This window comes from Streptomyces sp. NPDC045022 (assembly GCF_056432605.1).
The window spans coordinates 41,958-54,693 of the sequence record NZ_JBWKIR010000029.1 but is presented as its reverse complement, the minus strand read 5'-3'; the positions used below and the strand labels follow the sequence as shown (position 1 = coordinate 54,693).

Below are 12,736 nucleotides of genomic sequence, written 5' to 3'. Positions count from 1 at the left end.
CGGCCCCGCCCCCGGCCGCCGGCGCCCGGCCGCGTGAGACCGGTCGCCCCTCGCCGGAGCGGCGCCGGCCCCGACCCGGGCGCCCGCATCATCATGCCCCCGCGCCGCGCACCTTCCGGCACCACACCCGACGCCCCCGGCCGGGTACCACCCCGCACCGAACCGTTGATCCCTCACCCTCCGTCACATCCCCATGTCCGCGCACGTCACCGGCCTGATAGCGTCCCCGCCGACGGCCGGCGAACAATCCCCACCTGGTCCGCCACATCGCCGAACCCGTTTCCTCGCCGAGAGGTTGGAGCATGCCGGACGACGCCGCAGCAGCCCGCGCCGCCGCCGAGGAGGAGTCGGCCTTCTCGCATCCCCCGGTCGACCCCGACGTCACCGCCGCCTACGGCGACCACCCCGACCAGGTGATCGACTTCTACGCCCCCCGCATCGACAGCCCCGTCGCCCCCCTGGTCGTCGTCCTGCACGGCGGAGCCTGGCGCGCCCGCTACGACCGCCGCCACATCACCCCCTTCGCGGACCACCTGGCCCGCCGGGGCTTCGCCGTGGCCAACGTCGAGTACAGACGCGGCGGCGAGCCCCGGATCCCCGCCCCCCAGATCCCCGCCCAGAACACCGGATCCGACACCGGCCCCGGAGCCCAGGCCCCCCTGGCCGGCCGCTGGCCCGACACCTTCGACGACGTGGCCGCCGCCCTGGACGCCCTTCCCGCCCTGGTCCGCGCGGCGCTTCCGCGGGCCGACCCCCACCGCACGGTCATCACCGGCCACTCGGCGGGCGGCCACCTCGCCCTGTGGGCGGCGGCCCGGCACGTCCTGCCCGCCGACGCCCCCTGGCGCCTGGACCGCCCGGCCCCGCTGCGCGGCGTGGTCGCACTCGCCCCCCTCGCGGACTTCGCGCTGGCGGAGAAGCTGGCCGTCTGCGACAACGCGGCGCTGCAACTCCTCGGCGGAGACGCCACGTTCGCCGCGCGGCAGCCGTACGCCGATCCCGTGCTGCTCCTCCCGACGGGCATCGCTACGACGCTGGTCCAGGGCCGTACCGACCTGGTCGTACCCCAGGTGGTGGCCGAGTCGTACACGGACGCCGCGGCGAAGGCGGGGGAGACGGTGGGCCTGACCCTGCTGGAGGACGTGGGCCACTTCCCGCTGATCGACCCGGCGGCGGACGCCTGCGCGGTGGTCGCGGAGGAGATCGCCCAACTGGCCTGGTGACGACCCGGGCCCGACCCCGAGCCCGGGACCCGGTCATACCCGTAGTACCTGAGAGCTACCGCGCAGGACAGCTCCCTGGCGGGACGCCGTCGACCGCTCCCCACCCCTAACTTCCTTGTCGGACAAGCCCGATGGCCGGGCGATCCGAAGGGAAGCCGACCATGGGGCATGCGCCGCCCACTGCCACCGACCCGCAGCCGGCGACGGCGCGCCCGCCGGCGCACCGCACCTGGCGCCGAGCCCTCCTCGCGGCTCTCGTCACGGCCGCCATCGTCGTTCCCCTCTCCGGCGCGGCCCGCCCCGGGATCCCCGCCCCGCCCCCCGCCACCCTCGCCCCGCTCGGCCCGGCGACCCTGCACACCGCGTACGAGGCGAACCGGGCCAACGCCACCGAGGCGGCCCGCATGGCCGCCGCCCACGGTGACGGACACCGTGCCGCCGCGGACCGCTCCCTGGCCGCCCCCTCCCGCCACCTCCTCTCCTTCGACGGCCGAGGCCCCGGCCTGGCCACGGAGGTCCTCGGTGACCTGCCCCACGCCGATCACGTGGCGGTTCTCGTTCCCGGCTCCGACACCTCCATCGACACCTACGCCCGCTTCCACCGGGCGGCGGCCGCCCTGTACGAAGACCTCACGCACCGCGCCCCCACCGGTACCCGCGTGGCCGTGGTCGCCTGGCTCGGCTACCGCACCCCGGGCACGGTCAGCACCACGGTGGCGACCCCGGCCCGCGCCGACCGCGCCGCCCCCCGGCTGCGCGCCCTCGTCCGGCAGTTGCACGCCCTCACCCCCGCCCGGGCACGCCTCTCCCTCCTCTGCCACTCCTACGGCTCGGTCGTCTGCGGCCGCAGCGCCGCCGGGCTGGACGTCGACGACATCGCCCTCGTCGGCTGCCCCGGCACAGGCGCCGACACCGTCGCCGGCCTGCACACGTCCGCCCGCGTCTGGGCGGCCCGAGGCGGCGACGACTGGGTGGCCCACGTACCGCACATCCGCGCCGACCTCCTGGTCACCACCGTCGGCTTCGGCACCGACCCGGTCTCCCGCGCCTTCGGCGCCCGGGTCTTCGACGCCGCCGACGCCGACCACAGCGGTTACTTCACCCCGGGCTCGGCCTCCCTCGCCAACCTGGCCCGGATCACCCTCGGCGAAACCTCGGAGGTGACCCGTGCCTGACCCGGCCCCCGGACCCTGCCATGACGTCCCGCGCCGCGCGCCGCACGCGATACGAACGGCCGTCCACCGCGTGGACAGCGCCACACCCGCGTCCCGGGACCGCGCGGTCGACGCCCTGCGCGCCTTCGCGATCCTCGGTGTCGTCCTCGGCCACTGGCTGGTCACCGCCCTGGTCGCGGAGGACGGCGCGCTGCACACGGCGAGCCCGTTGCAGCACATGCCGTGGCTGGCCCCGATCTCCTGGGTCTTCCAGACCCTGTCCGTGTTCTTCCTCGTCGGAGGCCATGTGGCGACCCGGAGCCACGCCTCGGCCCGCGCCCGGGGCGTGCCGTACCGCGCATGGCTGCGCGGCCGGCTGACCCGCCTGCTCCGGCCGGCCGCCGCCCTCCTCGCCCTGTGGACGGTGGCGGCGACGGCCCTGCTGCTGACCGGCACCCCCCTCGGCACGCTCCACACGCTCGTCAAACTCGCCCTGTCGCCCCTGTGGTTCCTCCTGGTCTTCGCCGCGCTGACGGCGGCCACCCCCCTCGTCGCCCGCCTCAACCCCCTCTGGCCCCTGGCCGTCGTCCTGCACGTGGACGTCCTCCGCTTCGGCCTGCACCTCGGCCCCTCCTGGCTGGGCTGGGTGAACCTGGCGGCGGGCTGGCTGGTCCCGTACACCCTGGGCGCCGCCTGGACCCGTGGCGAGCTGGAATCCCGCCGCGCGGCCTGGGTACTGCTGCTCGGCGGGGCGACGGCCACGGTCGCCCTCGTGACGGCAGCGGGCTACCCCGCGTCCATGGTCGGTGTCCCGGGCGCCGCGGTCTCCAACCTCAACCCGCCGACCCTGGCGGCCGTGACCTTCGGCCTGGCCCAGTGCGGCCTGGCCCTCCTCCTGCGCGACCGGCTGCGCCGGGCGATGGGCCGCCCGCTCGCCTGGGCGGCCGTGGCCCTGGTCAACCTCTCCGCGATGACGATCTTCCTGTGGCACCAGACGGCCCTGATGGCCACCACGGCCACCGCCCTCCTGGCCGGCCGGCTCCCCGGCCTGCACACGCTCCCCGACGGCCCGGGCTGGGTGGCGGCCCGGCTCGGCTGGCTCCCGGTGTTCGCCCTGGTCCTGGCCCTGTGCGGGGCCGCGTTCCGGTCCCGGGAACAGGGGGCCCGCCGCCGTGCCCCGCGCACCGGCGCGCCCGTCGCGCGGAGGCGCTCACGGGTGGTCCGGGTGCACCGGAGCACGGACCCGGAGGCTGCGCGGGTGGTCCGCCGTGTCTAGAGGGGTCCGGCGTGTCTAGGGTGGTCCGCGTGACGGGAACGGGGGGCCGCCGGGTGTTCGCGATGCTCGCGGGCTGGATCCGGCGCCGGCTGCGGGTGCTGCGCGACGACCTGTGGTCCCTGCGCCAGGATCCGCTGCCCGTCTCCGTGTGGCTGCGCTGGCTGCCGCACGGCCTGCTGTGCCTGGCCGCGTTCGGGATCACGTTCGGCGGTGTGGCGCAGCTCGGGGACGGGGGGCATCTCGGTGGCGGTCCGGCCTTCCTGATCGGCCTGGCGCAGGGTGGCGCGGTCGTCCTCGCGCTGTGGCGTCCCCTCGCGGGCTGGTGGCTGTCCATGGCGGCGACGGTGGTGGGCGCCGTCGCGGTCCACGGAGGCCCGGCCATGGTGTCCGGGGAGACGTTCACCTGGCCGTGGACCGCTCCCAGCCCCGCCATGGCACCCGGGGAGACGTTCACCTGGCCCTGGACCGCTTCCGGCATCATCGCGCACCTGCTCGTCCTGCTGCTGCTCGCGCTGCGCGTGCGCACCCGGGTGTCGATCGAGGCGCTGGCCCTGACCGCGCTGCTCACCTACCTCCTGGAGGGCGTGTGGGGCGGGGAGAAGTACCAGCCGACCGGAGTCGTCGCGGTCGTACTGTCCGCGGTCGTCGTGCTGCTCGGCACCGCCCTGCGCGGCCGCCGCGAGGCGCGCGCCGAACTCGTCGAGCAGACCACCCTCACCGCCGAGGAGCGGGCCCGCCGCACCCTGCTGGAGGAGCGCAGCCGTATCGCGCGGGAGCTGCACGACGTGGTCGCGCACCACATGTCGGTCATCTCCATCCAGGCGCAGGTGGCCCCGCACCTCGTCGAGCACCCGCCGCCAGAGCTGATCGAGAACCTCGCCGGCATCCGGCAGAACGCGCTGGAGGCGCTCACCGAGCTGCGCCGGGTGCTCGGTGTGCTGCGTTCGGAGAACCCCGAGGACCCGTACGGCCTGGGCCATCCCGGCACCGGAGCGGCCCCGGACGCTCCCCAGCCCACGCTCGACCGGCTCGACGCGCTGATCGAGAACACCCGGGCAGCGGGCCTGGAGGTGACCACCGAGGTCAGGGGCAGGGCGCGGCCCCACGCTCCGGGGGTGGAGCTGTCGGCGTACCGGATCGTGCAGGAGGCGCTGAGCAACGCCCTGCGGCACGCCCCGGGGTCCCAGGTGCGCGTCGAGGTCGCGCACCTTCGGGACGGTCTGCGGCTGGCGGTGACCAACACCCGCCCGCGCCACCCGGTCCCGCCCTCCCCCGGCGCCGGACACGGGCTGCTCGGCATGCGGGAGCGCGCGACGATGCTCGGCGGCACCGTCACCGCGACCGCGACCCCGGCCGGGGGCTTCACCGTCTCGGCCTACCTGCCCCGGGACGGCACCCCGCTCACGCTGCCGCCCGCCCCGCCCCCGACAGGAGAACAGACCCCATGACGAGCGGCACCATCCGCGTACTCATCGCCGACGACCAGCAGATGGTCCGGCAGGGCTTCACCGTGCTGCTCAACACCAAGCCGGACATCGAGGTGATCGGACAGGCGGTGGACGGCCGGGACGCGATCGGACGGACCGCCGAACTGCTCCCTGACGTGGTCCTGATGGACATCCGGATGCCCGAGCTGGGCGGCATCGAGGCGACCCGCCGCATCACCGCCGACCACCCGGGCATCAAGGTCCTGGTCCTGACCACCTTCGACCTGGACGAGTACGTGTACGAGGCGCTGCGGGCCGGGGCCTCGGGGTTCCTGCTCAAGGACGCCTCGGCGGACCAGCTCGCGGAGGCGGTCCGGGTGGTGGCGGCCGGGGACGCGCTGCTCGCCCCCGGCATCACCCGCCGCCTCATCGCCGAGTTCTCCCGCCTGGACGGCACCCCCCGGACCCCGCTGAAGCAGCGCGTCGGCGACCTCACGGAACGGGAGACGGAGGTACTGGCGCTGATCGCGCAGGGTCTGTCGAACGCGGAGATAGCCGAGCGGCTGGTCGTGGCCGAGCAGACCGTGAAGACGCACGTGGGCCGGATCCTGGTGAAGCTGGGCCTGCGGGACCGTACACAGGCGGCCGTGTTCGCCTACGAGTCGGGCCTGGTCCGCCCGGGCGGACGCTGAGACCCGCCGCTGCGACCCCTGGGCACGACCCGTAGTACCTGAGAGGGACACCCGAGGACCCTTCTCCGAGGGGACGACCGCGCCCCGCCCGCGCCCTACCGTTTCGTACGTGACCGACACGACGCACACGCAGACGACACCGCCCGGGGCGGCGGGCAGGCCGCGCAGCCCCGAGTTCCGGCTGGCCGCGGACGCCCTGCGGGGGCTGCGGCAGGACCTGTTCCAGAACGCCTTCGCCTACCGCCCGCTGCCCCGCACGGCCGGGGACGGCCTGCTCGGCCGTCTGCTGCCGGGCCGCATGAAGCAGTACGCGGTCTGGGGCCCGCACGCGACGGTGGCGGCCGCCGGTGGGGTGGCGGCGCTCGTCGCGCTGGGGAGCAACTACATGGGCGCGACGTCCGCCGTCCTGTGCGCGCTGCTCGCGCTGGCCCCGGTGCTGCTGACCCTGGTCCGTCCGGTGGGAGCGTTCTGGCTGTCGTTCGCGGCGACCACGGCCACCGCCCTCGTCGGCAGTTCCTGGGGCAGCTGGCCGTGGCTGCCGAGCAGCTTCGTCTCCCACCTGGTGGTGCTCACGGTCGTGGCGATACGCACCCGGCCGCGTACGGCCGCCTGGATGTGGGTACTGACCGCGGTGTACGGCTTCTGGGCCGAGGCCGGCTTCGGCTGGGGGCACTACGACACGGACGTCGGCCCGATGCTGATCCTGTCCGCGCTCATCCTGCTGGTGGTCACCGTCCGGCACACCCGGCGGGAGGCCCGGCAGGAGGTGACCGCCCAGCAGACGGTGACCGCGGTGGAGCGCTCCCGGCGCACCCTGCTGGAGGAGCGCACGACCATCGCCCGCGAGCTGCACGACGTGGTCGCCCACCACATGTCGGTGGTCGCCATCCAGGCGGAGGCCGCACCCTACCGGGTGGAGAACCCGCCGCCCGAGCTGGAGAAGGCGTTCGCCACCATCCGGGAGAACGCGGTGGCGGCCCTGACCGAGCTGCGCCGGGTCCTGGGGGTCGTCCGCGCGGAGGACTACGCGGCCCCGGACGCCCCGCAGCCCAGCCTGGCCGACCTGGACGGGCTGCTCGCCAATGTGCGGGAGGCCGGACTCGAGGTGGAGAAGGCGGTGACCGGCGCGGTGCGTGAACTGCCGCAGGGTGTGGAGCTGTCGGCGTACCGGATCGTGCAGGAGGCGCTGAGCAACACGCTGCGGCACGCGCCGGGGGCGGGCGCCCGGGTGGAGATCGGGTACGTCCTCGGCGGCCTGGGCCTGCGCGTCGTCAACGGCCCGCCGCCCGCGCCGGCCCTGGTGAAGCCCTCGCCGGGTGCCGGGCACGGCATCACCGGCATGCGGGAGCGCGTCTCGATGCTCGACGGTGAGATGACGACGGGCCCGACGGCCGGCGGAGGATACGAGGTGACCGTGTTCCTGCCGGTGGTCACGGCGACGGAGGACACCGCATGACGATCCGCGTACTGATCGCGGACGACCAGATGATGGTGCGGGAGGGCTTCTCGGTCCTGCTGAACGCGATGCCGGACATCGAGGTCGTCGGCGAGGCCGTCAACGGCCGGGAGGCGGTCGAGCGGGTGCGGGAACTGGCCCCGGACGTCGTTCTGATGGACATCCGCATGCCGGAGCTGAACGGCCTCGAGGCGACCCGCGAGATCGTCGCCGCCGACGCGGCGGCGAAGGTGCTCGTGCTGACCACCTTCGACCTGGACGAGTACGTGTACCAGGCGCTGCGGGCGGGCGCCTCCGGCTTCCTGCTGAAAGACGCCTCGGCCCGTCAACTGGCCGACGGGGTACGGGTGGTGGCGTCCGGCGAGGCCTTGCTCGCCCCCTCGGTCACCAAACGGCTGATCGTGGAGTTCTCGCGGCTGTCCGAGGCGCCGCGCCTGATGCCGGCGGCGGCGCGGGCGGCGTACGGGGAGCTGACGGAACGCGAGACGGAGGTGCTGGTGCTGATCGCGCAGGGCCTGTCGAACGCGGAGATCGCCGGGCGGCTGGTGGTGGCGGAGTCGACGATCAAGACCCATGTGAGCCGGGTCCTGGTGAAACTCGGTCTCCGGGACCGCACCCAGGCGGCGGTGTTCGCCTACGAGGCCCGGCTGGTGACGCCGGGCTGACGGAACCTCAGGCTTGCACGGGTGTACCCGTTGCCGAATAGTGTTCGACCACTCATGCGGTGAGATCGCATGTGCGAACGGGTTCGAGGTAACGGGGAGGCGCACGGGGGATGGGCTACGTTCTGCCCGGATGGGCCGATGAGATCCTGGACTTCATCGGGATCAACTGGCCGAACGTCGACGAGGACGACTACCGCGACATGGCCGACGCCATGCGGGACTTCGCCGACAAGTTCGAGGGTCACGGCGGCGACGCGCATCAGGCGGTGTCCCGCATCCTGTCCTCCTCGGAGGGGTGGGCCGTCGATGCGATGGAGAAGCACTGGTCGCACGTCAAGGCGGGGCACCTGGAGAAGGTCCCGGAGATAGCGCGGCTGTTCGCGGACGCGTGCGACGTGGTCGCGGACATCATCTTCGGGATGAAGACGAAGGCCGAGATCGAACTCGGCGCCATGGCCGCCTCGTTGGGCATCTCGGTGGGGCTGGCCTTCGTCACCGGTGGCCTGTCGGCGGTGATCGGGGCCGCCGAGACAGCGGCGATGCGGCAGGCGGTCAAGCGGATCATCGACGAGGCCGCCGACCGGATCGTGGACGAACTGCTGGCCCGGGTGACCGCGCCGGTCAACGCCAAGCTGGAGGCCATGGTCGAGGACATGGTCTTCGACCTGGTGGACGACGCCTTCTCGCTGCCTCCCGAGCCTGGTGGCGGCCGGCCGGGCGGCTCCGGAGGATCCGGCGGGTCCGGCGGCGGGGGCAAGCACGGCGGCGGTATGCAGCTGGCCTCCGCCGGTGGCGGCGGGGGCGGGGCCGGCGCCGGAGGGGGCAAGCGGACCGTCATCGACCACGTCGAGTTCGAGGACGGCGCAGGCAAGGTCTCCTTCCACGGCGGCGAACTGCACCGGTCCACCTCGGGCTCGCTGACGAAGGCCAAGGGCGCCTTCGGCCGCACCCGCGGCAGGGACCCCTTCACCAAGGCCTTCGAATCCGTTCTGGAAGGCGCCCTGAAGGGCTCCGAGAAGGCCCTCGTCAAGATCAGCAAGCATGTCACCGAGACCCTCCCGGACCGGGTCAAGGCCACCTCCCGCCTGCACAAGGGCATCGACCTCGACGTCCGCGACCGGGTCAACGCCATCAACGGCGGCAAGAAGGGCGGTGCCGGCGACGGCGGGCACGGACGGTCCGACGGGCCCGGACGAAAGCGCCCCGCGTCGTTGCGCACGGCGCTGGACAACGCCCGTGAGAAGGCCGTCGCCCTGACGCAGCGCCGCTGCAAGACCGACCCGGTCGACATCGCCAGCGGCGAGATGGTGCTCTCCCAGACGGACCTGGCACTGCCCGGCGTGCTCCCGCTGGTGGTGCGGCGCACCCACATATCCGGCTACCGCTACGGCCACTGCTTCGGGCCGAGCTGGGCCTCCACCCTCGACGAGCGGCTCGAGCTGACCGGCACCGGCGCGGTCTGGGCCCGCCCCGACGGCTCCCTGCTCGCCTACCCGCACCTGCCGCGCGAGGCGGACGAGGAGGTGCTGCCGCTGGAGGGCGAACGCATCCCCCTCACCTTCGTCGAGCGATCGGCCCTGGGCGAGGTCACGTACGCCACGACCGACGTCCGCTCCGGCCTGATCCGCCGCTTCACCGGCAATCCGTACTCCTCGGGCGGCCTGTACTGGCTGCGCGACATCGAGGACCGCAACGGCAACGGCCTGCAGTTCGTCCGCGACGACGAGGGCCTGCCCATGACGCTCCTGCACGAGGGCGGCTACCGCGTCCGCGTCACCCGGGACACCGATCTCGCCCGGGTCACGGCCCTCGACCTGGAGACCCCCGAAGGCCCGGTCCGGGTCGCCTCGTTCGCGTACGACGAGACCGACGACCTGGTGGGGGTGTCAGGCGCGCGCGGCGTACCCCTGCGGTTCACCTACGACGACGAGCACCGCGTCACCTCGTGGACCGACCGCAACGGCCACACCTACGGCTATGTGTACGACGCGGCCGGCAGGGTCGTGGAGACGATCGGCCCCGACGGCGCGCTGTCCTCACGGTTCGCCTACGACACCGCCGCCCGCGAGACCCGCTTCACCGACTCCACCGGCGCGGTCACCGTCACCCGCTTCAACCAGCTCGGCCAGACGCTCAGCGAGACCGACCCGCTCGGCAACACCGTGTCCTTCGAGTGGGACCGCTACGACAACCTGCTGTCCCGCACGGACGAGCTGGGACACACCTCCCGCTTCACGTACGACGACGCGGGCAACCTCCTGACCGTCCACTACCCGGACGGACGCCAGGCCTCGACCACGTACAACGCGCTGCACCTGCCGGAGACGATCACCGGCCCGGACGGCACCGTGTGGCGGAACGTCTTCGACGAGCGGGGCAACCGCACCGCGGTCATCGCGCCGGACGGCACCTCGACGACGATCACCCACGACGCGGCGGGTGCCCCGGCCACGGTCACGTTCCCGACCGGCGAGACGGAGACGCGCGTCAACGACCAGGCGGGCCTGGTCCTCTCGGTCTCCCACGGGCACGGCGCCACGTACACGGTGCGCCGCGACGCCTTCGGGCGGCCCCGCGAGTCCGTCGACCCCGCCGGATCCGTGACCCGCCTGGAGTGGACGGCGGACGGCTGGCTCACCCGGCGCACCGCACCCGACGGCGCGAGCGAGCAGTGGACGTACGACGAGGAGGGCAACTGCCTGACCCACACCGACCCGCTGGGCGGCGTGACCCGCTTCGAGTACACGTGGTTCGACCTGCTCGCCGCCCGCACGGGCAAGGACGGGGCCCGGTACGAGTTCACGTACGACACCGAGCTGCGGATCAGCGCGGTGCTCGATCCGCAGGGCAGGACGTGGAGTTACCGGTACAGCCCGTCGGGCCTGACCGAGTCCGAGACCGACTTCGACGGGCGCACCACGCGCTATGAGTACGACGCCGCGGGCCGCCTCGTCGCCCGCACGACCCCGCTCGGGCAGCGCATCGGCTTCACGTTCGACGCGGTGGGCAACGTGCTGGAGAAGGACGCCGACGGCGTGCTCACCCGCTACAGCTACGACAGCGGTGACCGGCTCACCGCCGCCGTCTCACCGGCCTCCTCGCTCACCTTGGAACGCGACGCCATGGGCCGGCTGCTCGCGGAGACGGTCGACGGCCGCAGCATGCGGTTCGGCTACGACCCGCACGGCGAACTGGTCTCGCGCACCACACCGACCGGCGCCACCACCTCGTACGCCTACGACACCGCGGGCAACCGGGTGCGGGTCGACTGCGCCGGCCACGCGCTCGGCTTCGCCCGCGACGAGCTGGGCCGCGAGACACGGCGCACCCTGGGCCCCGCGCACGCGCCGGTGACGCTCGCTTCGCAGTGGGACACGATCGGCCGTCTTTCGGCCCGGTCGCTGGCCACGCCCCGCGGCACGCTCCGGGACCGCTCCTACGGCTACCGCGCCGACGGCTTCCTCACGCGGATCACGGACCGGCAGGCCGGCGTGGACTGGCGGTTCCAGCTCGACCCGGTGGGCCGCCCGCTCGGCGTCACCGCCGGCGACTGGTCGGAGCGCTACGCCTACGACACCACCGGGAACCAGACCGCCGCCCACTGGCCGGACCAGGCCCGGCACACCGAGAGCCGCGGCGAGCGGACCTATGAGGGGACCCGGCTGGTCGGCGCGGACGGTGTGCGCTACGAGTACGACGACGCCGGACGGGTCGTGCTGCGGCAGAAGCGACGTCTGTCCCGCAAGCCCGACACCTGGCGCTACACCTGGGACGCCGAGGACCGCCTGGTCTCCTGCACCACCCCGGACGGCACCGTGTGGCGCTACACCTACGACGCGCTGGGCCGCCGCACCGCCAAGCACCGCATGGCGGCCGACGGGCACGGCGTGGCGGCCACGGTGCGTTTCGCCTGGGACGGCACCCAGCTGGCCGAGGAGACGGACACCGCGACCGGTGTGACGCTGACCTGGGAGTACGAGGGTCCGCAGCCGATGTCCCAGCTGGAGCGCAGGCTGCCGGACGACGCGGGGCAGCAGGAGGTGGACAGCCGGTTCTTCGCCATCGTCACGGACGTCATCGGCACCCCGACCGAACTCGTCGGCGAACAGGGCGACATCGCCTGGCACAAGCGCTCCACGGTCTGGGGCATCACCGCCCGCAACCGCGACGCCCGGGCCCACACGCCGCTGCGCTTCCCCGGCCAGTACGCCGACCCGGAGACGGGCCTGCACTACAACCTGAACCGCCACTACGACCCCGAGACGGCCCGCTACGTGTCGTCCGACCCGCTGGGCCTGGTACCCGCGCCCAACCCCGCCGCGTACGTCGTCAACCCGTTCACGTGGATGGACCCCGAGGGGCTGATCGCCAAGGGGTGCACGCAGGAGGCGGGGTGGTACGGGGGACTGCTGCCGGCGAACCTGATGGCGAACGGCAAGCAGTACCCCCAGGCGATGGAGGTCAACCACATCCCGCCCAAGGCGGCGTGGAAGGACGTCATCGAGCCGGGCTTCTACATCGCGAACAAGCCGCACCGGAAACAGAAGGTCAACAACGGGCCGGCGATCCGCATGAAGAAGTCCGACCACGGTCAGCTCAGCAGCACGGGGTCCAGCACAACGGCGACCAACTGGCACGCCACGCAACGGGCACTGATCAACCAGGGGCGCATCACCGAGGCGATGCGCATGGACATCGACGACATCAAGACGAAGTTCCCCGGTCAGTACGACCAGCACATCAAGGAGATGGTGGCGAGCCTGAAGCACAACAAGCCGCTTCAGGACATGCTGGCCAAGCGCGGATGGACGATCGACGAAGCGGCCCTGTTGGCATGATGCCA

The 12,736-nt window shown here is 73.4% G+C and carries 8 protein-coding genes; all 8 read left to right on the top strand.

The features are described from left to right. The first annotated feature begins 302 nt into the window (after window positions 1-302). The 8 genes from AC07C1_RS34205 to AC07C1_RS34170 all read left to right on the top strand — a co-directional run bounded on the left by AC07C1_RS34205 (window position 303) and on the right by AC07C1_RS34170 (window position 12,731). A complete protein-coding gene (locus tag AC07C1_RS34205) occupies window positions 303-1,223 on the top strand; it encodes an alpha/beta hydrolase (protein WP_478945478.1) in 921 nt (306 codons plus the stop codon). Window positions 1,224-1,384: 161 nt separating this feature from the next. Next, complete coding sequence (locus tag AC07C1_RS34200; RefSeq protein ID WP_478945477.1) at window positions 1,385-2,398, top strand: alpha/beta hydrolase; 1,014 nt, start codon at window positions 1,385-1,387, stop codon at window positions 2,396-2,398. Continuing rightward, window positions 2,391-3,653, top strand: a complete 1,263-nt coding sequence (locus AC07C1_RS34195) for an acyltransferase family protein (protein ID WP_478945475.1) — start codon at window positions 2,391-2,393, stop codon at window positions 3,651-3,653. Before AC07C1_RS34200 ends, AC07C1_RS34195 begins: the two co-directional genes overlap by 8 nt. 62 nt (window positions 3,654-3,715) lie before the next feature. Then, complete coding sequence (locus AC07C1_RS34190; RefSeq protein WP_478945545.1) at window positions 3,716-5,101, top strand: sensor histidine kinase; 1,386 nt, start codon at window positions 3,716-3,718, stop codon at window positions 5,099-5,101. Beyond that, window positions 5,098-5,772, top strand: coding sequence for a response regulator (locus AC07C1_RS34185; RefSeq protein WP_478945473.1), 675 nt, complete (start codon window positions 5,098-5,100; stop codon window positions 5,770-5,772). Before AC07C1_RS34190 ends, AC07C1_RS34185 begins: the two co-directional genes overlap by 4 nt. Window positions 5,773-5,881: 109 nt before the next feature. After that, window positions 5,882-7,228 carry a sensor histidine kinase gene (locus tag AC07C1_RS34180; protein ID WP_478945471.1) on the top strand — a complete coding sequence of 449 codons (1,347 nt, stop codon included), beginning with the start codon at window positions 5,882-5,884 and terminating at the stop codon, window positions 7,226-7,228. Beyond that, window positions 7,225-7,893: a response regulator gene (locus tag AC07C1_RS34175; RefSeq protein WP_478945470.1), complete on the top strand. Its 669-nt coding sequence runs from the start codon at window positions 7,225-7,227 to the stop codon at window positions 7,891-7,893. Before AC07C1_RS34180 ends, AC07C1_RS34175 begins: the two co-directional genes overlap by 4 nt. Window positions 7,894-8,003: 110 nt before the next feature. Then, a complete protein-coding gene (locus tag AC07C1_RS34170; RefSeq protein WP_478945469.1) occupies window positions 8,004-12,731 on the top strand; it encodes a DUF6531 domain-containing protein in 4,728 nt (1,575 codons plus the stop codon). Window positions 12,732-12,736 lie beyond the last annotated feature (5 nt).